The sequence below is a fragment of the Streptomyces sp. RB17 genome, assembly GCF_009604455.1.
Classification (GTDB): domain Bacteria; phylum Actinomycetota; class Actinomycetes; order Streptomycetales; family Streptomycetaceae; genus Streptomyces.
Genome location: NZ_WEGL01000031.1, coordinates 1 through 22012, shown reverse-complemented (window position 1 = coordinate 22012; position 22012 = coordinate 1). Strand labels below are relative to the sequence as shown.

Sequence of the window (22012 nt, the reverse complement as noted above, 5' to 3'; positions counted from 1 at the left end):
GGCGAGGCGGTCAACCACGCCGTCGCCGGTGTCGCCGCACTCCACAACCTCAAGCTCGACATTCGGTAACCGAAGCACCCCGTCGCGGGGCAACAGTTTCCTGCCCGCATTACGTGATGGCTCTTAGGCAAGTCGCTTGTCGGATCCTGTCGGAGTCTCCGCATAGTCGGTCATGTCCAGCCTGTACCGGTTGCCGGAGTGCGCTGAGCCGGGTATCGCCGCCTCGCGCCGCGGGCGGCAGTGCGTGTTCGTGCAAGGCGAGGCGGATCAGCGCATTCGCAGACCCCGTCGGCCGGGCACTACTTGAATTGCTCCGCGCCCGCCGGCGCCGGCCTTGCGGCGTCCAGACCGACGGACGGGGCGACGTCACGCAGGGACGCCGAGCGGCGGGTGCTCGAGCACGCGGGGCTTGTACTCGACCAGCTGGATGCGGCCGTCGAAGGTGCGGTGCTCGATCATCTCGAGGGCAACGTCCGGATAGCCGTCGTAGATGCGTTCTTCGCCCGTGGCCCCGGTGATCACCGGGAACATCACGACCCGGAAGCGGTCGACGAGTCCGGCTCGTAGCAGGGACCGGCACAGGCTGAGGCTGCCGATCGTGCTGAGGAGACCCGAGCCACTCGACTTCATGGCGCGGACCGCCTCGACGGCATCGTCACGGACGAGCGTGGAGTTGGCCCACGTCAGTGGCTCCTCGAGGGAGGAGGAGAACACCACCTTGGACGCTTGCGTGAGCTCGTCGACGGACGCCTCTTCCTCGGGCCTGAACTCGTCTTGGCCATTCGGGACCTCGCCTGCGGCGAAGCCCGACATCAGGCGGTAGGTGTTCGCTCCCATCAGGTAGGTGGCCTCGGGCTGCTCTCCGAGCCATGCGAGGTACTCCGGGCCCTCGAGGCCCCAGAACCCGGGCCATCCCTCTCCCGATGCGTAGCCGTCGAGGGAGGTGATGAAGTCGACGAGAAGCTCCGACACGGCGGTGTCCTTTCCTTGGGTGTCACGAGCTTGGACCGGTCGGTAGCCACAAACTCATCGGCCGCGCTGTGGAGTAACGAGAAAACCCATGACGCTGCAGCCAACCAGGCCGGCGGACGGCACTGCTTCGGAGGGCCCGGAGGCCTACGTGATTGCGCTATGCACACAGTCGGGGAATGATCTCCGCTCGATTGGGAACGGCGGTTTGAGCTCTGTCAAAGCCCCAGCTCAGCCCAACCCGCGAACGGCCCCAACAGGCCCCCAGGTCCGCTGCAGGCTGACCCCGGCACATCCCCCGGAGCCTGAGCGTTCGCGAACTGCAGAGCATCGACGGACCCCTCGTCCGCACTCCGGAACACCTGCGACGAATCATGCTGATTCCTCGCACGATGCCCGTTATGCAGCAGCTGCCTACCCCGTGCCCCGGCCAGCCATCTGATCCCGGACGCCACCGATCGGTTCGATGCTGCCTACCGGGCGGCCAAGGCACAGTCTGCCGTGTTCGTGGGCATAGAACGCGAGGGTGAACGGCGGACGGTGAAGGCGGATGCGCTGACCGCCGGCCCGGACCACGTCGTCGACGACGCCGTGAACGTCGCCCTGCGGGCCGCCATCGTCCGCCTGGTCCGCGAGCGGGAGGCCGGCTCGGACGCCTTTGCGGGCCCGGTGTACTTCATGCTGCACGGCGTGCCGAGCGAAGAGCGAGCCCGCGAGCTCGCCGCCGCCTTCCACGCCGCCCTGTACGGGGGTCTGGGGCCGCTGGGAAAAGCGCGCGCTCGGGACGTGACCGATAGCGGTCGGCCGCAGCGGTGGAGTTCGCTCGGTCGGCTTGGGGGAACCGCCGAGCAGCCGCGGTCAGGGGAGCTCGGTGGCAGTGCGGCCGCCTGTGACGCGAAGAAGGTCCAGTTTCCCCGCGTCGTCGCTCCCGGTTGCTGCCGTGTATGTGACCATGCGCAGGTCTGCGCCGGGGACGATGAGGACGTCGCAGTCGAGCAGGATGTCGCCGATTTCGGGATGCTCGATAGTTTTGCGGTCAGTCGTGTGCTGGGTGGCGGCCGTCTGCGTGGACCAGTAATGAGCGAAGGCGTCGGATACTTCTCGCAGTTCCCGCACGAGGCGATCGAGCTGGGCGTCCCGGGGTAGCGCGACACTGCGTCCTTGAGGTCGGCGACGATCGACGCGGCAAAGGCGTCCTGTCCGCGCTCGGACCGGACGCGAAGCATCAGGGCATGTGCGGCGCCGTTGCCGAAGAGTGCGCGGGCGAGGTTTCGTTCGGCGGTGGGCAAGACGGAAGGGTCGCCGTGCAAGGCGCTCCACGTGGTGTTCCACCACACCAGGGACCAGTCAGCGGTGAACACCCCGATCGGCACCTCGCTCAGGCGGGCGGCGAGCCGTTGGATCCCCGGGGGCACATGGGTGCTGACCGTCCCATCCTGGGGCGGCAGGAGCCCGGCGCTGCGGTACAGCTGGTCACGCTCGGTGCGGGAGAGCTGAAGGGCTCGGGCGAGAGCGCCGACGACCTGGGCCGAGGGGTTCTTCGCACGTCCCTGTTCCAGGCGCAGGACGTAGTCGACGGAGAGCCCCGCCAGCTGTGCGAGCTCCTCGCGGCGCAGTCCCGGGGCACGACGGCCGACCGCCACGGTGAAGCCGGCGTCGGCCGGGGACAGGCGGTCGCGCCACGCGTGCAGGAGCGCGGCGAAGTCGGAGCGGGAGGAAGCCATGGGTTCATTCTCGCCACGCGGCACCCGATGAGCCTGGGTACTGCCAGTCCTAGTGACGGGGACGGCACTGGCCGGCGCCTGCGCGACCGGTGAACGTGTTGATGCGCCCAGACGGGGCGCCATCGGCTGACCAATTGAGGAGTTCCCCATGCATCACACCATCGTGATGACGGGCGCGAGCCGCGGGATCGGCCGCGTCGCCGCACAGCACATCCTGTGCCAGTCGCCCAACGTGCACCTCCTCGTCGTCGCCCGCGGATCCTCCGGCGCACGGCTGGCCGACGAGCTCGGCGCGGGCGGGCACGCGGTCTCGCACGTCGTAGCGGACCTCGGCTCGCTGGAGAGGGTCCGCTCGGCCGCGACCGAGATCCACGACCGGCTGGAACGCGGTGAACTCCCGCCGCTGCGCGGCTTCGTGGGCAACGCGGGCATTCAGCACACCAACGCGCTCACCGAGGGACCCGACGGATTCGAGTCCACCTTCGCCGTCAACGTGCTCGCCAACCACCTGTTCGTCCGCCTGCTCCAAGACCGATTCACTGCTCCCGCCCGGATCGTGATCACCACAAGCGACACCCACTTCGGCGACTTCAAGCACAACATGGGCATGGTGCCCGGCCCGGCCTGGAAGTCCCCCGACGTCCTTGCCCGCACAGGCGCCTTCCCCAGGCCGCACACCATGGCCGCCGGCCGCACCGCATATTCCACGAGCAAGCTGGCCACCATCTACCTCGTCCACGAGTACGCGCGCCGACTGCCGGCCGGGATCGACACCGTCGCCTACAACCCCGGCTTCGTCCCCGGCACCGGCCTCGCCCGCAACGCAAACCCCATCTCCCGGTTCACGATGCGGCGCATCCTGCCGGTGATGACCCTCACCCCCTTCGCCACCAGTCGCAACGCCGCGGGCCGCTGCCTCGCCGAGGTCGTCCTCGGCACAATCCAGGCGCCGACCGGCTCCTACATCGACCGCAACCGTGTGGACCGCTCGTCGGAGGAGTCCTACGACCCACAGCGCGAAGGTGAGCTCTGGCAGGCCGCCCAACGCTTCACCGCGGCCTGGCTGCCAGGGCAGGCGCGTTCTCAGATGACGTGATGAGTGGTTCGTCCTGACAGAGTGGGTGCGGCCGATCGCCCCGACCGGAAGCAGCGAACACGATTCCTGAAGATCAAGGTTGTCGAAGCCGAAGATCACGAACAGGCAGTCGCGTTCGCGTGCCACCTTCCCCGACCAGCATGCTCGTGCACCACTTCAAGGACGTCGTGCTGCCGTGTCCACCTGCGGAGCTGCCCGAACTGCCCACTCTGGCTGAGGCACCGGACCCGCACCGCATCCGGAGGCGCCGCTCGGCCGCGGGCGCAATGAGCGCCCTGGGGGCTCCAGCCGCACTGTCCGGTCGCCACACGCGCCCCTGGCCGTGTCCGGTGGGGTCAGTCCTCGCCCGGCTGCATGATCGTCAAGACCGGCTCGGCGTTGCCGCCGGCACCATGTGGGCGGCGAGCTGGACGCGGCGGGGCTGACGGCGCGGCCGCCTCGGGGGACCCGGTACAGCACGACCGTGACGCGGTCCCCCGCTGCCCCGGCTGCGCTGGATGGCGACGCGGGCCATGACCAGGACGTCCCACAGTCGGCCGGGCTCGTCCACGGGGTCTGTCGGTTGCTGTCCCCGTCGCTCCACTGCACGCAGTCCGCCCAGGCAGCGGCGCTCAGGGCAACCGGGACCGCGAAGCCCGCCTCAGAACTGCGGCGGATAGTTCTTCATGACCACGAGATGTCCGTTCTCAGATCCTCAGGATCCAGTGTCTCGTGCGTCCAGGATCAAGGCGCCCGGCCCGCCGGGATGAGCGAGTATGCAGCCGCACACAACTGGCTGACCATCGTCCAACTGCCTCATGTGCACCGGATTTGAACCCAGTCGAGGGAGCTTGGTCGCTGTTACGGCGTGGCCCATCGGCCAACACCGCCTTCACCGACGACGAACACCTCGAACGCACCCTCCGCCGGGGCCTGCACCACATCCAGCTCCGCCCCGACCTCATCGACGGCTGCCTCACTGGCACCGGGCTCACACTCACACACCAACCGACAACAACCCGAAGAGCTCAGTAGAACGTCCGGAAGTCCTCGAAAGAGGGCTCGAACGAGGGGTCGGGCAATCGATACGCCTTGCACCGGGCCTCTTGCTTGCCCTGAGGTCCGACGCCGACCGCCTCACCGGGGAAGGCATCCGAGATCACCGTCCATCCCAGATTCCGCTCGTAGTACTGCACGGCCGTGTGCACGGACGACCACCAGTCATCGTCGACAACAATCAGGCCACCAGGGCGGACGATCTTGCGCAAGAAGTAGAGATCGACGAAAACCTCATGGAACCGGTGACTGCCGTCCACGAAGGCGGCATCGGCAACGAAGCCTTCGCTCAGCAGCTGCGGAAGCGCGATCGACGAAGGAGCGAGGATGAGCGTGGCGATCGCGTCCAGACCAGCAGAGCACAGTAGATCCCAGCCGGCGTTGGAGTACTCGCGTTCTTGAAACGGGTCAATGATGACGTGCTGGGGAAGCGGACGGTTGACGGTTGCCAGCGCCTCTCCGATGGCGAGCGCTGAGCTGGCGTAGGCGAGACCGATCTCCACAACCTTCTCGACTCCCTCGAAGACCATCAGATCGCGCAGTTGATCGCAGTGCTGCTCGGGCACCGTGACGGTCTCGAAGTCTCCTTCGTGGTCTCGCGTCCGAGGCGGACCCTCCTGCGACAGACGGCGGCGCACCTCACGGACCCGAGCCACACCTTCATCCGTGTTCGCCATAACTGACCGTTCCTCCTGGACAAGACAGCACAGCACCCCGCCCACCATAGAAGCGAAGGCGAACCTGTGGGCAAGTTCGTTCCGGGGAACTGCGGTTACCGCCAGGAGCCGTGGCCAGGCTGACGGCCCCGGCGAGCCGCACCCTCGCTCACCACCAACACTGTGGCAGACACGCAGCGACATCACATTCACACCGCCATTGAGATCATTCCAACTTCTGGCGGCAGTCGAACGGCGCTGTGTCACGGACATCTGGTAGACCCTGGCTATGACGTTCTTGGCGGTGGTCGAGGGTGATGCGCTCGGGTGGCGCATCGATCGGAATGCGCTGACAGACGCGATCCGTGCCCGGTGGTCTGGGGTCGAGATCGACTCGATGCACTGCAGCGAAGTGCGCAGCCTCATATGGCAGTTCAAGACGGAGAAGGGTCCGGGTGCGGCGTATCTGCACGAGGACGGTACCTGCCTCCACCTCTGGACCTTGACCTGGTGTTCTGCGATGAGGGTTACACCTTCGACGTTCGTCTGCGGGCGGGAACGACCGAGGCCGAATTGACGGACCTGGCGAATGCTGCGGGTTGAGAAGCCGTTGCCATACCGATCATGGAGTCTGTCGATCGAACTGGAGTCTCGATCGGGTGATCGCGGGCCCTGCCCGGCATGAGAGCAGGGCCTGGCGGTATACGGGGAAAATCCAGGGGATCGGACGGCCGCGCGCTGCTACGGTCGGGCGCCATGAGCTGGCTTCCCGATGACTTCGTCCACCCCGTCCTGGTACCGCTGCCGGGCGGTGGCCATCACCTGCGGCCGATCCGGGAGGCGGACACCCCGCTCGACTATCCGGCTGTGATGGGTTCGCGCGAGCGGTTGTGGACCATCTTCGGCCCGGCCTGGGGCTGGCCCGCGGCCACCATGACCTACGAGGCCGACCAGGCCGACCTGTTGCGGCACGAGAAGGAGATCGCCGCACACCAGTCCTTCAACTACGCGCTGTTCGACGCGGCGGAGACAGCTCTGCTCGGCTGTGTCTACATCGACCCACCGGAGAGGGCCGGCGCGGACGGCGAGATCTCCTGGTGGGTGGTGGACGAGCTGGTGGGCAGCAAGGTCGAGCAGGCCCTCGACGCGCTGGTGCCGCAGTGGATCGCCGCCGACTGGCCGTTCGAGCAGCCGCGCTTCCTCGGCCGCGAGATCTCCTGGTCGGACTGGCTCGCCCTGCCGGAGCATCCCGACACGTAAGTGGTTGTTCCTCGTACCGATTTCGAAGGCTGTCGATCGAACGGGAGTCTCGATCGGGTGACTGCGGCGGTTTCCGCGCGTGAAAGCAGGGCCTCCAGGTAGCTCGGGGGTGCGATCCCATTCCGAGTGGTTCCCGGAGGCCCTGTTGTCTTTGTTGTACGTTCCCGAGCATGTTGCCTTCAACTCGCCCGCCGTGTCGTGCGATTGCCTCGCGCACGTGTACGGCAACGCGGCGGACCATCCGGACCGGGTGCGCCGGTATCCGTCGGACATGACGGACGCGGAGTCGGCGGCCGTCCGGCCGTTGCTGCCGGTGCCGGCCTGGTTCCAGGGGCGGGGTGGACGGCCCGAGGGCTACTGCCACCGGCAGCTGTTGGACGCGATCCGCTACCTGGTCGCGGGCGGGATCTCGTGGCGGGCGATGCCCTCGGACTTCCCCGCATGGGCCCGGGTCTACGCATTCTTCCGCCGCTGCCGCGAGCACGGGCTGATTGCCGAGTTCCACGACCGGCTGCGCGGGACGGTCCGTGAGCGCGAGGGCCGTGAGGCCGAGCCCACAGCGGGGATCATCGACGCGCAGTCGGTGCGGGCCACCGCGACGGTGCCGGCCGCCTCACGCGGCTACGACGGCGGGAAGAAGGTGCCAGGCCGCAAGCGGCACATCGTGACCGACACCCTCGGCCTGCTCCTGGCCGTCGCGGTCACGGCTGCGAACATCGGCGACCGGGACGCCGCAGCGGGCCTGCTGATGCGGCTGCGCCGTCTGCACCGCGACATCACCCTCGTGTGGGCCGACGGCGGCTACACCGGCTCCCTCGTCGGCTGGTGCCGGGACAAACTCGCCCTGACCTTGGAGATCGTCAAGCGCACCGACGACATGGCAGGGTTCGTGGTGCTGCCGAGGCGGTGGGTGGCAGAGCGCACGTTCGCGTGGTTGATGAACTCCCGCCGTCTGGCCCGGGACTACGAGACCCTGCCCGCCACCAGCGAGGCGATGATCCGGTGGTCGATGGTCACGCGGATGAGTCGGCGTCTGGGACGGCCACGGTCCGCCGGACGGCACTGAACGCCCCCGACGCCTCCAGGAGGAGCCACCCGCGCTCCGCCAGGCGCCGGGCTTTCGACCGCAGCCCCTCGACCTTCGCTGGCGTCGCGTCAAGGCCCAGCTCCACCGCGATCTCCTTGGCCCGAAGCGGTCCATGACCCGTGGATCGCTGCCGTTCCAGCACGCCCAGAATGCGCTGATAGTCCGGCGCCAAAACCGTCACCGGCAGCCCTTCCCGCCAGGGCGGCACCGCCGAGCCCGGCACCGGCGCGAGCGACAGCACCGCTTTCTCCTCGGCCTCGGTCCCGGCGGTGGTCTCGGCAGCCGAGGCTGCCAGGGCCTCGACCAGCTCTTCCCGCGCGATCACCCGCCGGTCCAGCTTGATCTCGGCGGCCTCCAACACCTCAGCCAACCGGGCGACTTCCTCCCGTAGCCCTTCCACCCGCACACGGGCCGCTGTCTCCCGCTCCTCCAGCATTCCCAGCACCGACGCCATCGCGCACCCCTCGCGCACGGAGCGGGAGCAAGACGCCGGATGTCTCTCTCATTCCGAGCTACACCATGCCTGACCAGCAGAAATCAACGGATCACGTTCGGTTGAGATACGGCTTCTGATCGCAGCCCGTGGCGGCGAGCTGGAGGACCAGGACGGCTCGGACGAAGTGCGGGTCGTCGAGCAGCGGAGTTTGCGCAGGACGCGCCAGGACTTGAGGGTGGCGATGACCCGTGCGCGGATCTTTGCGTGGGACCGGCTGACGGCCTGCTGGCCGGTGCAGAGGCTGTCCCATCGGCCGCGGTAAGGCAGACGGACCGTTCCGCCTGCACCCTGAAGTCTGGCCTCAGTGGGGCGCCGCGACCGCAGTGCCCCACGCCCGCTCGATCTCGGCGGCCGGAAATGGCGTCCGCTTGCTCTCGGTGAGCAGACGACGGGCGAATTCGCCGAAGGCCACGGCAGCTCGGGAATGCCGGTCGATGATCGCGGCGATCTCGCGCGAGACGTCACCGGGCCGGTGGCCGGCGATCCACTCGCGCAGGAACGCCTCGTGTTCCATACCGCCGAGCAGGCCATCGGGCAGATGGTGGCGGAGCAGATGACTCACAGTGTGGCAGCGGTCATACACGAGGTGGTCGGAGAGGAACTCCGCTTCGGCAACTGACAGTTCGAAGCCGGAGCTCAGGGCGAGTCCGAAGTCCGCGAAGTACAGCAGTCGACCGTCGGTCAGGACATTGGCGAAGTGTGCGTCGAAGTGGACGAGTCCGTGCGAGCTCATGAAGGCGGTGCCGCGCGCCAGGGCTTGTTCCACCCACGGGTAAGGTGAGCTCTCCTCGCCCTCCGGCGCGGCGGTCCGGTAGTCGTGCAGCCAGTCGGCGAGTGTCTGCGGGACGTGTTCCAAGAAGAGAACCAGGCTGGACGAGGACCGGCCGATAGCCTCCAGCCGCCCGCGCACGGCCGATGATCCCTCCCAGTGCACGACCGCCCCGTCGATGCCCCCGAACTCGTCGGCGACCCCTTCGGGAGGGGAGTCGGGCAGGATGCGCCAGTGGTACATCAGCGGAAAGCCCTCGTACTCGTTCCCGAGGACCCAGTTGGTGGTCATGACGTGCACGGCCAGCTCCCGCCAGGCCCCGAACCCCGCTGAGCCCACCCCGTACTGATAGAACATCGGCAGTCCGAAGAGGTTCGCCGTCGACCGCGCGTTCTCCGGCCGCAACTCGGTGTCCGTCAGAGGGATCCGCTTGACGAACACCCGCGTGCCGTCGATGTCCAGCTCCGCCGACCTGCCGCCGATGCCGGACCCGAGCGGGTCGGCTGCGGCCACCACCTCGCCGAGCCGACGGTCACTCAGCAGTGACAGGTACGTGGCCACGGTCCCATAGGCGGCGAGCCGCGCAGCATACCGCGGGTCCGGGTGGTCCATGGACGACTCTCGGTGCCCTGAACCAGGGCTTTGGTGATCTCGCGACACGTTGTCGAGCCTATCCGCCAGGCCTGCCGAAGGAGCAGGTACGCGAAGTCGACCGGAACCCTGGCCCCGAACGCCGCCTCAGGCGATGACACGGGACCAAGTGGGGCGACGAGCGCACCCGGCCGTTTTCAAGGCTCTGCCCGCAGTTCCGTGAACCACAGAGCCTGGTGCGCCAGCAGAGACAGATGCGCCGATCGTCCCGTCTCCCGACCGTAGGGCATGCTGTTGCGGTGAGTAATCCTCAACCAGCATGGCAGGAATGGCTGGACAGCCTGGACGTGCCACGGAAGGCTGCCGCGGAGTCGCCGCGTGCCCAATTCAACGCCCTCGGCGTGGCCGATTCTGTGTAGGCGGTGGCCCGGTCCCGGCAGATCATCTCGGCTCCGCGATGCCCTTTGAGCCCGGCCGCGAGGTACAGCCCTTGCGGAAGGCGACTCGTCCACCCCCAGCACCCGCAGCGCACGGTCCGGCACCATCGGCGCCGAGGAGGTCGTTGGGGTCGTCGCCGGGGGTGAAGTAGAGGGAACGACGAGGGTGGCCTTCTTGCCGGCGCCGGTGGCGAAGATGACGGCGTCGATGGCGGGCACGTCGATTGGCGCTAACGGTCTGAACTGGCCCCGCTTTTCCGGCCCGAACTGGCCCCACTTCGGGGCTGGTGAGGCGATTGTTCCGGCTTGAAGTGGCCCCGGCTTCCGGTCTGCTCCGGCTCCAGCTTCGCTGGGATGGCTGTGCCGGGCGACTCGCTGTGGGAGAGAATGTTGGGCATGACGACTTGAAGAGCACCGGCCGTGCGGAGGCTCTGGCGCAAGGTCGGGACCTGGGACACGGTCTGTGACGGGGACCGCCGGATCTGTGCCGCCTGCGGAACGCCCGTCCGCTCGTACCAGTACCGATTCCATCCGCCCGAGTCCTCCATGTTCGAGCGGTGCATCGGACTCGCCTGGTGTTCCAGTTGCCGGATCTACTCCGGCAACATGGTGCACGTCCCGCGAAAGCGGATCCTGGTCGACGCCCTCGCTTCGCTTCCCCTCGAACAACGGGAGAGGCTTGCACATTCGGAAACGCGGCTGATCGAGTTCCTGGACCGCCAGGCCCGAGGCAGCAGAGATTAGATTCCACCCGCCAGCTGGCCTCGGGACTACTTCTTCGTCTGCTGCTGCTTGGCCCTGGTCTGGGCGAGGCGGTAGGACGCGGTGCCGGTCTCGATGATGGTGCCGTTGAAGGTGAGTCGGTCGACGATTGCTGCGTCTCGCCATGGCTCGGCTCGGCGCTCCTGAAACGGGTGTTGGAGGTGCGAATCCTGCCGGAAGCACAACGCATCACAGCGCTGACCTGGGATTATCCGGACACCCTCAGTCGGTGCGGACGGGGTTCAGTCGGTCGCGAGGACGGCCGCGGCCGCCCTGAGTTGGGACTGCTTCGCCTTGAGTACGGCGGTCAACTCCGGTGCGTTCTGCCGGATCTGGGCTTTCTCGAAGGCGGTCTCGACCGCGAACCACATACCGACCAGGTTGGTCTGCCGCTTGCAGTCGACGTCGGCCGAGGCGACCTGGATTTCCTGGTGGGTGGGCTGTGCGCCCTGGAACCGGCGGTCGCTCATCGCGTTCAAAGGATCGGGATAGGAGAATCCCTTTCCCTTCATGCACCGGGACCAGGCCCGGAACACCCCGGTCACCCGAGCGTCCGCCTTGGTGGTGAGAAAGCTACGGTCGTTGAGGTCCTGCGCAAGGTCGCTGGGTCCGAGCCGCCCCGAGCCGGCGATGGCGGCCTCCGCCTGTGCGGCGCATCCGCCCGCAGGGACCCGTTGGCCATTGACGACGGGCGGAGGGCTGGCGGGCGCAGTCGTCGCGCTGGACGCCGCAGGCCCTGTTCGCCCGGTGAGGACGAGCAGGGAGGTCCCGGTCGGCCGCGCGGGCGGCGGCCCCGGGTGGGTGCGGGGGTCACGGTCGCCGAGGTGATAGCCGTCGGCCCGTGCGGCGCGCTCGTCGGTGATCCCGTATCTACGGTCCATGAGGCTGCGGACGCCGAGCGAGGGGCCGATCGGCGCGGGCCGGTACGGCACGTCATACCGGTCCATGCACTGCTGGACAAGGATCCGGACTGCTTTTACGAGGCTCTGCTTCTCGGACGCCGAGAAGAGGTAGCGCTCGATGGGCAGTTTGAGGTCGACGCTGCTCAGCACTACCGGCGCGCGTCCGGCCGGCGCGGCGGCAGGCACCGCGGTGTTCGCCCGGCCCGCCGAGCAGCCAGTCGCCGCTGTCAGCAGAACGGCGCTGACGGCCGCGGCGACGACACCGCCGCCGATCCCGCCGAAGGCGCGGGAAGGGCTCACGGAATGGAAAGGCATGCCTCTGACCCGTTCGTCCGTGTGGGAAGACGCCGACCCGGTCCAGGCGTATTGGGCAAGGTCGACGTCATGTTATTGCTCGGTCGGGCATCGCCCGCTCAGAGAACCCATTCCAGCGAGGCGTTGTTGTTGTAGGTATTCGAAAGGTTACGGCTGCTTTGTGGGGCGACGTCGTCGTAGACGCCGCCCCAGTTCGAGTTGAAGAATATTCGCGCGGTGGGCCAGGTGGTGGTGTAGCCCAGCTTGTCGGTGGCGGACGCAGCGTCATTCTTGACCGGCAAGCCTTGACCCGCACCGGCCGAGGTGAAGACGTCCCCGGCGAAGTTGGCGACGTCCGAGTTGTTGTAACAGGCGCTGGACCCCTGCTCATTGGAGTTGTACCAGAGCAGCAGCGCGCAGCTGCTGGTTTGAGCGGACGCGGGGCGGGGAGTCGGGGAAGCGAGCGCCGGGGTCGCCAGACCCAGGGTCGCGGCGGCCACGACTGCCGATACGGTGATCATACGCACGCGCATTGGTATGGCTCCTGAATTTTGACCCGTGCGGGAGCACGATGAAATGAGAGGAACGCTACATTCCGCAGGTCGCCCATATTTGTGGACGCGATTCCCGCGCGATGACGATCATGGACTCAGCCCACCGAAATGGCAAGGGCAATAGCCTTCCGCGACCGTTCCATATATGCCACTTAATTCGATAGATGCGCGTTGTTCACATCTGAAATGCCCGCAAGAACGACATAAATTTTCCCGCCGGCCTCGCGGTGCCGCATGGGTCGTCACGGACGGTGAGAGTCGGTGGATGCCTGGGCCTGCAACCGTCCACGTAGCGCCGCCTCGCCCGCCGCGAGGAGAGCGGGGCGGGGGCGGCCGCTGTGGAGCCCTGGGCCTGTGTGATGTTGTGGTCGGCCAGTTGTCTTCAAGGGGTCGTTGATCCAGATCATGGAGGCACGCACGTGGAGGCCGGCGAGGTAGCTCTCGGGTGTCTTGCCGTATCGAGCCGCGATGCCGCGCCAGGCCCTCAGTTTGTTGATCAGGCGCTCGACGGTGTTCGGTTCTTTTTGAAGTTCTCCCCTCCCTTGACAAGCTCAGGAAGGGGATTCCCGTCTACCTTTCGGCGACAGGCTTGACGGATTTACCCGCCCTACGACCGCGCCTTCCGGCGGCCGGGATCTCCATGCTGACGTGGCCGATCCGATACAGGTGCAGGATGTTCCGGGCCGCGTTCCCGTCGGCGTTTCCGGTCCACCCACACTCGGTGTTCTTGCACGCGAACAGCTCTTGGGTCTCTCGGCTGCCTGGGTGATGAAGCCGCACGCTGAGCATCGCTGGGAGGTGTACGGGGCCGGTACCTTGACCAGCTCGCCGCCGCACCGGGCGAGCTTGTACGTCAGCATCATGACCGTCCGCCCCCACGCCTCTTGCGTGATGGAGCGGTTCGTACCGGCCTTGGCCTTGGCCCCGTTGCGCAGGTAATTGCCTTCGTTGTCGGGGTCGGGCTTCGGCTTGGGCGCTTTGGTCATGCCGAGGATGTTGAGCTGTTCGACCACGACCGTGCCGTAGGTGCAGGCGAGGTAGGTGGTCGTCTGGTGCTGCCAGTCCAAGGCTCGTCGCGTGGCTTTTGCTCGGAGCTGCTTGATCTGGTCGTAGGTGTGCTGCAAACGGCGGGAGGTCTTCTCCCCCTTCTTGCGGAAAGACTTCTGGTGCGCGGCCTGCCGCTCCAGCGTGAGGAGCTTGGCCTTCTCCTTCTCGGTGAGCCACTTGTCCCGGTCAGCGGTTCCCTCCGGGAGACGGGGCGGACGTCCGTGCTCCTGGTGGTCCTCGTTGGAGAGGGCGCGGGGGACGTTCACTCCGGCGTCGATGCCGACCTCCGGCCCCTGGCGGGGCTCGGGCCCGGCCTCCAAGGTCTGCACGCGGAATGCGATGTTATGGCCGCCGACGAACCTGACGCTTACGACCCGCAGCTGCACGTCGACTTCACTCTGATCCGCGGCGACGGCCCGCCCACCGCCGGATTCAGCCAGGCCGCGTGAGCCAGCCAAGGGCCGGATGCCTGAGCTGGCCGGGCGCGTGTCGGCGAGCACCTTGCGAAGCGCTGGCACCGCGTCCGAGGGCTGATCGCGGGGAACGGGTTGAGGTCACAGCAATCGGTCGACCAACCCGTCGACGTAGTCCGGGGTGAGCGGGACCATGCCGAACAAGACGCGGATATACATCGGGGCCAGGATGTGGTCCAGCACGTCGAACGCGTCGGGTGCGGGCTCGCCACGGTCGCGGGCGCGATCGAGCATGGACTGCAGTTGCCGGGTGCGTTCGGCGCGGAGGTCGGCGCCGGCCTGCAGGCCCTGTTGACCGCTGCTCGACAGGGCGACGGCCAGGTGCAGCACCGCCGGACCTTCGGGTCCGGTGATCTCGCGGGCCACTTGGGCGGCGTAAGTGCGCAGGTCGCCGGCGAGGCTCCCGGTGTCGGGCATCGGCGACTGCGCATTGAGGCGGGTGAGCGCCACGTCGGTGAGCAGGGTTTCCAGGTTGCCCCACCGGCGGTAGATGCTGCTGTCGGCTACACCTGCGCGGGCTGCGACGTCGCCGACGGTGAAGTTGCCGTAGCCGCGCTCGCTGATCAGGTCGGTGACGGCCTGGTGTACCTGCGCGCCGACGCGGGCGCTGCGCCCGCCGGGCCGGCGGGCTCGCTGTCGCTCGTTCATGCCCCCACCTTAACGCAGTCGGGACTTGCGTTTGCGGGGCAACCCTCCCTATAGTCACCTAACGCAGTCACTGACTGCTTTAGGGCGCTCGGGTGTATCGCCATCCGCGTCGACCGCGACCGGGCGCAACTTACGATTGAGGGGGATCCCGTGGTTGCATCGCATGCGACCGTAGGCAGTCGATCAAACCGGGCCGTGCTGCTCACGGTGACCTGCCTGGGCCAATTCATGGTCCTGCTCGACAACACGATCGTTGGAGCGGCACTGCCCGATATGCAGCATCGGCTGCACACTCAGCTGACCGGACTGCAATGGATCGTCGACGCGTACGTACTGCTGGTCGCCATGCTGCTGCTGTCCGGCGGTGTCTTCGCCGACCGATTCGGCCGCAAGCGGGTGTACCTGACCGGCGTGGCGGTGTTCACCGCCGCGTCGCTGCTGTGCAGCCTCGCGCCCTCGCTCGGCTGGCTGGTCGCCGGCCGGGTACTGCAGGGCATCGGGGCCGCGGCGCTGAGCCCTGCCTCGCTCGCCCTGCTCGCCGCCGCCCATCCCGTGCCGCAGGAACGAATCAAGGCGATCGGGCTGTGGGCCGGACTCAGCGGAATCGGTCTGGCCGCAGGCCCCGTGGCCGGCGGCGTGCTGGCCCAAGCCTTCGGCTGGCCCGCCATCTTCCTCGTCAATCTGCCCATCGGCGTGGTCCTGCTGCTGGTCGGCCTGCGCCACCTCGGCGAGTCCCGCAATCCGAGCGCCCCCGCGATCGACATCCCGGGCACGGTGCTGTCCATTCTGGCGGTGGGGGTACTGACCTACGGGCTGATCGAGGGGGGTGCCCGCGGCTGGACCTCACCGGTCATCCTGGGCAGCTTCGCCGCCGCGGTGATCCTCCTCGCCGCCTTCGTCGCCGTCGAAGCCCGTCGCTCCGCTCCGATGCTGCCGCTGCGCCTGTTCCGGCAGCGCCTGTTCACCGTGTCCAACACCGCCATGGTCGTGGTGGGGTTCGCGCTCATGGGCTCGTCGTTCTTCTTCTCCCAGTTCTTCGTGTACGTCCAGGGCAGCTCAATCCTGCGCGCCGGCCTGCAGACCCTGCCGGTATCCCTCGCCATGGTGATCGTCAGCCCGTACGCGGGCCGACTCGCCGCCCGGCACGGCTTCCGAATCGTGGTCACCGCCGGCCTGGCCCTGGCCGGCCTGGGACTGCTGGCGCTCGGCATGGTGCACGCCGACACCGGCTACGGGAACGTGTGGTGGCGGCTGGGACTCACCGGCATCGGCTTCGCCCTGACCATGTCCCCACTGACAGGCGCCGCCATCCAAGCAGTCAGCCCGCAGGAAGGCGGCCTCGCATCAGGCATCAGCAGCACCACCCGGCAGATCGGCGCGGTGCTCGGCGTGGCGGTACTCGGAGCCATCGTCCGCACCCGGCAATCCGGCGGCGCCTCCTTCGAGACCGGTCTCAACAGCGCCTTCCTCGCTGCCGGCACCGTCACCTTGGCCACCGCCGTGTTCACCGGCCTGTGGCTGGCCAGGTCCAAGCCCGCGGAAGGCTCCGCGGCGCCGCAACGTTCCACCGATGTCACCACCTCGAACGAGGCATCCGTGAACAGCCGTTGACAATAACAACCGCCCTGGCCGGGAAAAGCGGCTGCGCACCGAGGGCGTCGACATCACCACGCCGCTGCCGAGGACCCCTGCGCGAACGCTACTTCCAGGTCACCGACCCCAGCGGCGTGATCGTCCAGTTCATCGAGTGGGTCACCCAACCCCGAGAACACCTGAAGCCCCACCCGGCCAGGGTGATCCGGCCCTGGCCCGGCGACGCCCCACCAGGGCCGTGTGCGACATCCCGCAACCACGCAAAGGACCCCGACCTTGTCCCCTGACCCGACCACCGTGCACCCGCTGCCCGCCCACGAACGCGTGGTGTTCCTCAACCCGCTGGTCACCTCACCGAACATCACCGTGGGCGAGTACACCTACTACGACGACCCGGACGGCGCCACGGACTTCGAGCACCGCAACGTCCTCTACGCCTACGGGCCGGAGCGCCTCACCATCGGCAAGTACTGCGCGATCGCCACCGGAACCACCTTCCTGATGGCCGGCGCCGAGCACCCGACGATGGGGGTGTCGACGTACCCATTCACCATGTTCGGCGGCCGGTGGGCCGAGCAGACGCTGGACATCGTCACCGCCATGCCCAGCCGCGGCGACACAGTCGTCGGCAACGACGTCTGGTTCGGGTACCGGGCGACCGTCATGCCCGGCGTACGGATTGGCGATGGCGCCATCATCGCGGCCAGCGCCGTGGTCACCGCCGACGTCCCGCCCTACACGATCGTCGGCGGCAACCCGGCCAGACCGATCCGGCAGCGCTTCGACGACGCCGACGTCGAGCGGCTGCGGCGCGCCACGTGGTGGGACTGGCCCGCCGACCTGGTCACCGAACACGCCCGCACCCTCATGTCCGGGACACCCGCCGACATCGAACGCATCGCCACCGAGCACGGACAGGGGAAGTCCCTTTGAACCACGCGACCCAGGTATCCATCGAAGAGCACACGGTGGCCGACCACGCGGCCGGACCCTACGCCCTCACCACGGGACCGGACAGCGCCCTGTGGTTCACCCTCGTCCACAGCGGTCGGATCGGCCGCCTCGTCCCCGGCGAGGAGCCGACGAGCCACCGGCTCGCCCCCGACAGCGGACCGACCGTCATCACACCCGGCCCGGACGGCGCGCTGTGGTTCACCGAGTACCGGGCGGACCGGATCGGGCGGATCACCACCGACGGCGTGATCGACGAGTTCGGCGTGCCCGGCTCCGGCTGCGGGCCGTTCGGTATCGCGGCGGGACCCGACGGCACGCTGTGGTTCACCGAGACCGCCGCCGACCGCATCGGCCGCATCACCATCGACGGCAGCGTCACCGAATTCCCGCTCCCCGTCACCGGCACGTTCCCGTCCACGATCACCGCCGGCAGCGACGGAGGGATGTGGTTCACCCTCAACCAGGGCAACACCGTCGGGAGAATCGACATGGACGGTGCGGTCACCCTCCATCCCCTGCCGACGCAGGCGGCAGGGCCGGTCGGGATCGCCTCAGGCCGCGACGGAACGCTGTGGTTCACCGAGATCGCCGCCGGCCAGATCGGCCGGATCACTCCCGACGGGCGGATCACCGAGTTCCCGTTGCCCGACCGCGCCGCCCGACCGCACGCCGTCACCGTCGACGGACAAGGCACCGCGTGGTTCACCGAATGGGGAGGCAACCGCGTCGGCACGATCACCCCCGACGGCTCCGTCACCGTCCACGACCTGCCCACCCCCCGCTCCGAACCGCACGGCATCACCGTCGGTCCCGACGGCGCCCTGTGGACCGCGCTCGAGATCGGTGCACTCGCCCGCATCACCCCGCCGGACAGCACCGCCTGAACAAACCACCCCCCTCCCCTACCGTCAGCAGCGGTCGCCCGTACGGCGGCCGGTGAGGAAATCCCATGAAATACGCACTCGTGATCTTCCACACGGACGAATCGCGCCGCCGGATCCAGGCCGACCGGGCCGCGTACCACAAGGAGCACGAGGGCTGGATCGGCGGCCTCGCCGCGGCCGGGAAACTGGGCGGCGGCGAAGCCCTGGAGACCGAGCGCATCGCGCCCGCGACAGTGCGCACTGCGGCCGACGCGGCGTCGACGGTGACCGACGGGCCCGCGCACGCCAGCGAGGAGACCCTCGGCGGCTGGTTCATCGTCGAGGTGGCCGACCGCGCGGAAACCCTCGAACTGGCCAAGAACCTCCCCACCCCGGAGACCGTCAAGGTCCGCCCCATCCTCGAATCCGCCTGACCGGCGCCGGGAACCGGCCCGACGGCACAGAGCCCGGCCGCAGGGTCGCCTTTGTAGTGCCGCCCGGCTTCATCTGATCAGGCCGACTGGGGCGGGCAGGCCGTCGCCGCGTAGCGAGCTAAAGCCAACCTCCGAGTGTGGGTCGTACGCCTCGGGCTCAAGGCCGAGTTCGTGGGTGGAGTATTCGCAGAAGCGGCGGATGTGCTCGGCCGATCACGCGCTTACCGGTCAGCGACAGCGGCACTCCGGGCGACCCGCCCTGTCCTCGGGGGCACCAGCCGCAGCCACGCCGTGGCACCGGTGGCGATTGGCAGTGGTGGGCGCGTCTGCGGCAACCGTATTGGGGGGCGCTGTCAGTCGAGGCCACCGGTCGCTTCGACGTGCTGGACGAGTGCTGCCACGATCCGGGGGCGGGTGGCGTCGGGGAGGAGCGTGGGTTCCATGCCTTCCTCGATTCCCCAGTCCGTGTTGAACATGACGGGCACGTCATCCGTCGCCACGCTGTTCCGGAGCCAGAGGGCGACCCGGGCTGCGATGTGGCCATTGCAGTCCAGGACGGACACGCCCTCGGGTTCCAGGCTGACAAAGCCTTCCAGGATCTCGTCGTCGAAAGTGATCCCGAAGATCATCAATGATCCGCGGACCGGGCCTTCTCCCTCGTCATCGATACGGATGAATGTATCCGGGTTCCGCCCACGCAGCCGTGCCTCGAATCCCTCGAAGGTCAGGCCCCAACTTTGCCCGCGCGGCGGGGTGAAGACGTACATGGTGCGCAGTTCCACGATCTCTTCCAGTTCCACGGCGGTACTTTCCTGAGGATGGGCTGGTCAGGGGCGTAGCGGGCATGGCCTTTGACGCCGTAGGCCACCATCATGAACGAACCGCGAACCTGGCCGTGACTGCCCTGGCTTGCCAGGGTCATCCCGATCTCTGCCGGGGGCGGCGGTTCAGAGGATCAGCTCTTCACCCAGCCCCGGGGTGAGGACCTCGTAGGGCTCACCGTCGACGGCGTCGAGGAAGCAAGCGAGCTCGTCGGGCCGGGTGGCGTAGAAGCCGGACCGTCGCGTCCCCGGCTCCCCTCATCGAGCCTGATCGCCGTCAGGCTCGATCAAGGCCATGTTCGAATAGGCACAGTTCAGGGGAGAGCGGCCGTAAAAGTGCGTCCTGTCGGGTGGCCGACGGATGGCATCTCGAGATGGAAGATCTGCCGGCTACGGGCTTGTTCGGCATCCAGCTGCGCGAACTTGTCCTGGGCATCGGCGAGGCCGACTTCGAGTCCTTCGATCTAGCCCAGCCAGCCCTCGCGCTCGGCTTCGGTGATCCGGGCCAGGAGGTTGTCGCGGATCTCGGTCAGGCGCGGGCGCTGAGCGGATGGATCCTTCTCTCTCAGGGCTTCGCTGATCCGGGGTTTTTGCGCTGGTTGGCATTGAAGCGCGCTTTCTTCTGACGATTCCCGCACGTGTTCATGTCACACCATTTGCGGGTGCGACTTTGACTGGTGTCGAAGAAGGCGGCTTGGCAGGTTGGTGATGCACACAAGGCCAATCTTCCGTCTCGTTCGCCTGCGATGATGCTGATCGCGTCGGCGGCGATCACGCTGAGGGCATCTTCCACACAGGAAGCCGAGCTGAGCCGCCATTGCCGCTTACCCTCGGGCGTCAGGATCGCTGCGGGCCGGCCCTGAGCGCTGCAGTCATTGATGACTTGGACAGCAGACGCAGGTAGAGCCTCGTGGATCGCGGCCGCTGTCGCGGCGGCGTGAATCGACTCCCTCAGTTCCCGAGCGAGGTCGAGCTGTGCAGTGGTGCAGGAGTCCACGGCGAGGCCGTTCACCGTCAGCCAGTCAACGAGTCGGTGCGGCGTGGGAATGCGCTCCACAGCGTTGCCGTGACGCTCCGACAGAGTCCCCGTGAAGCTGGTCGCCAGCACGTTGCCGAGGCGGAAGTCAGGGAATCCAGCACGCATGGAACCAGCTTAGCCGGTTGCAGTGTGGCTCGCACGACTGCTAGAACCGTCTTAGCCGGTTCCGCGATGGCCAGGAGGTCTCATGCCCCGTCTGCCCAGCGACGTGCAAGCATTTGAAGCCCACGCAACTGACGCTGACCTCGACGATCTGCGCGCGCGCCTGGCCGCGGCGCGACTACCGGAGGCCGAGACGGTCTATCGCGCCGCACCCGACCCTCGCCGATGGGAACAGGGCGTTCCGCTCGCCGACCTCGTCGAGGTCGTGAACTACTGGCGCACCGGGTACAACTGGCGGTCGTTCGAAGAGCGCCTCAACCGTATCGGCCAGTTCCGCACGACCATTGATGATCTGGGAATCCACTTCCTGCACCGTCGCTCCGCGCGCGCAGATGCCACTCCTCTGATCTTGACGCACGGCTGGCCAGACAGCATCGCTCGGTTCATCGATGTAGTAGACGAGCTGGCAGATCCGAAAGATGCAGACGCGCCGGCGTTCCACGTCGTGGTCCCGTCGCTGCCAGGCTTTGGTTACAGCGACAAGCCGGCCACCACCGGGTGGGGAACCGAAAAGATCGCGGCCGCATGGGTGGAACTGATGGGAAGGCTCGGCTACAGCGAGTTCGCAGCCCACGGCGGCGACTGGGGAGGCAATATCACCACGGTTCTCGGCGGCAGGTTCCCGGCGCACGTTCTTGGCATCCACACAACGTTCGCGGAGGGACCGCCCGGGTTGACAACGGACGGGCTGACGGCGGTCGAGCGCGAGTGGACCGAGGAAACCCGCGATTTCTGGCGCCACCGCGCGGCGTACGCGAAGCAGCAGGCGACCCGACCGCAGACCATCGGCTACTCGCTCGTCGACTCACCGGTCGGGCTTCTTGCCTGGATTCTTGACAAGTTCGCCGAGTGGTCAGACACCGAAGACAGCCCGTTCGAGACGATTTCCAGGGACCGCGTTCTTGACGACGTCACCCTGTATTGGCTGACGCGGACCGGCGCATCGGCGGCCCGAATTTACTACGAAAGCCACAATTCGCTGGACCCCGAACTTCGGGTCGACGTCCCGTCAGCAATCACTATGTATCCCCGCGACGTCGAGAAGTGTCCGCGCCCCTGGGCGCAGGAGCGGTACCGGCAGATCGTCCGATGGAGCTCGCCCGAAAACGGGGGACATTTCCCGTCGCTGGAGGTTCCCGAGTATTTCGTCAAGGACCTGCAAGAGGGCCTCGCGGCCGTGCTGGCCGCTCATCGGTGAACGCGGCGCTCCATTGCCCTGTTCAGCGTGATCTAGCGAGGAACCCCGGGCGTTCACGCCCGGGAGGAATCGCTTCTCTGGATAGGGGTGACCCGCACGAGTGCACGGGTCGGCTCTGTTTGCCTCAGCCGGGTCGTTTCTGGTTGTC

At 67.6% G+C, this 22012-nt stretch carries 19 protein-coding genes and 4 pseudogenes; 9 read left to right on the top strand and 14 right to left on the bottom strand.

Annotation, left to right across the window (positions count from 1 at the left end):
- Positions 1-366: 366 nt before the first annotated feature.
- Positions 367-972 carry a dihydrofolate reductase family protein gene (locus tag SRB17_RS44740; protein ID WP_323377619.1) on the bottom strand — a complete coding sequence of 202 codons (606 nt, stop codon included), beginning with the start codon at positions 970-972 and terminating at the stop codon, positions 367-369.
- 855 nt (positions 973-1827) lie between these two features.
- Positions 1828-2693, bottom strand: a pseudogene (locus SRB17_RS44730) (helix-turn-helix transcriptional regulator).
- A 148-nt stretch (positions 2694-2841) separates the two neighbouring features.
- On the opposite strand from SRB17_RS44730, the gene SRB17_RS44725 reads away from it, so the two are divergent.
- Positions 2842-3789, top strand: a complete 948-nt coding sequence (locus SRB17_RS44725; RefSeq protein ID WP_153547907.1) for an SDR family NAD(P)-dependent oxidoreductase — start codon at positions 2842-2844, stop codon at positions 3787-3789.
- Positions 3790-4796: 1007 nt separating this feature from the next.
- Here SRB17_RS44725 and SRB17_RS44720 read toward each other — a convergent pair.
- Entirely contained in the window at positions 4797-5501 is a 705-nt protein-coding gene (locus tag SRB17_RS44720) for a class I SAM-dependent methyltransferase (RefSeq protein WP_153547905.1), read from the bottom strand.
- 735 nt (positions 5502-6236) lie between these two features.
- On the opposite strand from SRB17_RS44720, the gene SRB17_RS44715 reads away from it, so the two are divergent.
- Both SRB17_RS44715 and SRB17_RS44710 read left to right on the top strand, forming a co-directional pair.
- Positions 6237-6740: a GNAT family N-acetyltransferase gene (locus SRB17_RS44715; protein WP_073492597.1), complete on the top strand. Its 504-nt coding sequence runs from the start codon at positions 6237-6239 to the stop codon at positions 6738-6740.
- A 109-nt stretch (positions 6741-6849) separates the two neighbouring features.
- Positions 6850-7806, top strand: a complete 957-nt coding sequence (locus SRB17_RS44710; protein ID WP_416237154.1) for an IS5 family transposase — start codon at positions 6850-6852, stop codon at positions 7804-7806.
- Here SRB17_RS44710 and SRB17_RS44705 read toward each other — a convergent pair.
- The 9 genes and pseudogenes from SRB17_RS44705 to SRB17_RS44665 form a co-directional block, all read right to left on the bottom strand.
- Positions 7754-8281 (bottom strand): hypothetical protein, encoded by a 528-nt coding sequence (locus SRB17_RS44705; RefSeq protein ID WP_228396703.1) that lies wholly within the window; start codon positions 8279-8281, stop codon positions 7754-7756. The two genes, SRB17_RS44710 and SRB17_RS44705, sit on opposite strands and share 53 nt — an antisense overlap.
- 159 nt (positions 8282-8440) lie before the next feature.
- A pseudogene (locus SRB17_RS44700) lies at positions 8441-8614 on the bottom strand (IS5/IS1182 family transposase); the annotation flags it as partial.
- Positions 8615-8624: 10 nt separating this feature from the next.
- Positions 8625-9704 carry a protein kinase family protein gene (locus SRB17_RS44695; protein WP_153547903.1) on the bottom strand — a complete coding sequence of 360 codons (1080 nt, stop codon included), beginning with the start codon at positions 9702-9704 and terminating at the stop codon, positions 8625-8627.
- 1186 nt (positions 9705-10890) lie between these two features.
- Positions 10891-11013, bottom strand: a pseudogene (locus tag SRB17_RS47380) (AAA family ATPase); the annotation flags it as partial.
- 111 nt (positions 11014-11124) lie between these two features.
- A complete protein-coding gene (locus SRB17_RS44685) occupies positions 11125-12084 on the bottom strand; it encodes a hypothetical protein (protein WP_153547901.1) in 960 nt (319 codons plus the stop codon).
- Positions 12085-12197: 113 nt separating this feature from the next.
- Entirely contained in the window at positions 12198-12611 is a 414-nt protein-coding gene (locus tag SRB17_RS44680; RefSeq protein ID WP_153547899.1) for a hypothetical protein, read from the bottom strand.
- A 398-nt stretch (positions 12612-13009) separates the two neighbouring features.
- A pseudogene (locus SRB17_RS44675) lies at positions 13010-13165 on the bottom strand (IS5/IS1182 family transposase); the annotation flags it as partial.
- An 18-nt stretch (positions 13166-13183) separates the two neighbouring features.
- Entirely contained in the window at positions 13184-14179 is a 996-nt protein-coding gene (locus SRB17_RS44670) for a transposase (RefSeq protein WP_323377618.1), read from the bottom strand.
- A 54-nt stretch (positions 14180-14233) separates the two neighbouring features.
- Positions 14234-14800, bottom strand: coding sequence for a TetR/AcrR family transcriptional regulator (locus tag SRB17_RS44665; protein ID WP_153547897.1), 567 nt, complete (start codon positions 14798-14800; stop codon positions 14234-14236).
- Between the two features lie 150 nt (positions 14801-14950).
- Here SRB17_RS44665 and SRB17_RS44660 point away from each other — a divergent pair, with 150 nt between their 5' ends.
- From SRB17_RS44660 to SRB17_RS44645, 4 genes are all read left to right on the top strand, one after another.
- Complete coding sequence (locus tag SRB17_RS44660; RefSeq protein WP_323377617.1) at positions 14951-16411, top strand: MFS transporter; 1461 nt, start codon at positions 14951-14953, stop codon at positions 16409-16411.
- Positions 16412-16669: 258 nt separating this feature from the next.
- The gene (locus SRB17_RS44655) at positions 16670-17326 is read left to right on the top strand and encodes a CatB-related O-acetyltransferase (protein WP_153547895.1); all 657 of its coding nucleotides are present in this window, start codon (positions 16670-16672) and stop codon (positions 17324-17326) included.
- Positions 17323-18231: a virginiamycin B lyase gene (locus tag SRB17_RS44650; RefSeq protein WP_153547893.1), complete on the top strand. Its 909-nt coding sequence runs from the start codon at positions 17323-17325 to the stop codon at positions 18229-18231. The genes SRB17_RS44655 and SRB17_RS44650 overlap by 4 nt, the downstream gene beginning before the upstream one ends.
- Before the next feature lie 65 nt (positions 18232-18296).
- A complete protein-coding gene (locus tag SRB17_RS44645; protein WP_153547891.1) occupies positions 18297-18644 on the top strand; it encodes a YciI family protein in 348 nt (115 codons plus the stop codon).
- 353 nt (positions 18645-18997) lie between these two features.
- Here SRB17_RS44645 and SRB17_RS44640 read toward each other — a convergent pair whose 3' ends face one another.
- Entirely contained in the window at positions 18998-19444 is a 447-nt protein-coding gene (locus SRB17_RS44640; RefSeq protein ID WP_323377616.1) for a hypothetical protein, read from the bottom strand.
- A gap of 371 nt (positions 19445-19815) precedes the next feature.
- Between SRB17_RS44640 and SRB17_RS44635 the strand changes: the two genes are divergently transcribed.
- Positions 19816-20091, top strand: a complete 276-nt coding sequence (locus SRB17_RS44635) for a hypothetical protein (RefSeq protein WP_153547889.1) — start codon at positions 19816-19818, stop codon at positions 20089-20091.
- On the opposite strand, the gene SRB17_RS44630 is transcribed toward SRB17_RS44635, so the two are convergent.
- A complete protein-coding gene (locus SRB17_RS44630; protein WP_153547887.1) occupies positions 20031-20609 on the bottom strand; it encodes a CGNR zinc finger domain-containing protein in 579 nt (192 codons plus the stop codon). The genes SRB17_RS44635 and SRB17_RS44630 overlap by 61 nt on opposite strands.
- A gap of 82 nt (positions 20610-20691) precedes the next feature.
- On the opposite strand from SRB17_RS44630, the gene SRB17_RS44625 reads away from it, so the two are divergent.
- A complete protein-coding gene (locus SRB17_RS44625) occupies positions 20692-21864 on the top strand; it encodes an epoxide hydrolase family protein (protein WP_153547885.1) in 1173 nt (390 codons plus the stop codon).
- Positions 21865-22012: the final 148 nt, after the last annotated feature.

Excerpts from the sequence above, each read along its gene's own strand:
- SRB17_RS44720 (WP_153547905.1), bottom strand. The coding sequence starts at position 5,501 with ATGGCGAACACGGATGAAGGTGTGGCTCGGGTCCGTGAGGTGCGCCGC.
- SRB17_RS44705 (WP_228396703.1), bottom strand. The coding sequence starts at position 8,281 with ATGGCGTCGGTGCTGGGAATGCTGGAGGAGCGGGAGACAGCGGCCCGT.
- SRB17_RS44625 (WP_153547885.1), top strand. The coding sequence starts at position 20,692 with ATGCCCCGTCTGCCCAGCGACGTGCAAGCATTTGAAGCCCACGCAACT.
- SRB17_RS44680 (WP_153547899.1), bottom strand. The coding sequence starts at position 12,611 with ATGCGCGTGCGTATGATCACCGTATCGGCAGTCGTGGCCGCCGCGACC.
- SRB17_RS44725 (WP_153547907.1), top strand. The coding sequence starts at position 2,842 with ATGCATCACACCATCGTGATGACGGGCGCGAGCCGCGGGATCGGCCGC.
- SRB17_RS44665 (WP_153547897.1), bottom strand. The coding sequence starts at position 14,800 with ATGAACGAGCGACAGCGAGCCCGCCGGCCCGGCGGGCGCAGCGCCCGC.
- SRB17_RS44645 (WP_153547891.1), top strand. The coding sequence starts at position 18,297 with ATGAAATACGCACTCGTGATCTTCCACACGGACGAATCGCGCCGCCGG.
- SRB17_RS44695 (WP_153547903.1), bottom strand. The coding sequence starts at position 9,704 with ATGGACCACCCGGACCCGCGGTATGCTGCGCGGCTCGCCGCCTATGGG.
- SRB17_RS44715 (WP_073492597.1), top strand. The coding sequence starts at position 6,237 with ATGAGCTGGCTTCCCGATGACTTCGTCCACCCCGTCCTGGTACCGCTG.
- SRB17_RS44630 (WP_153547887.1), bottom strand. The coding sequence starts at position 20,609 with ATGCGTGCTGGATTCCCTGACTTCCGCCTCGGCAACGTGCTGGCGACC.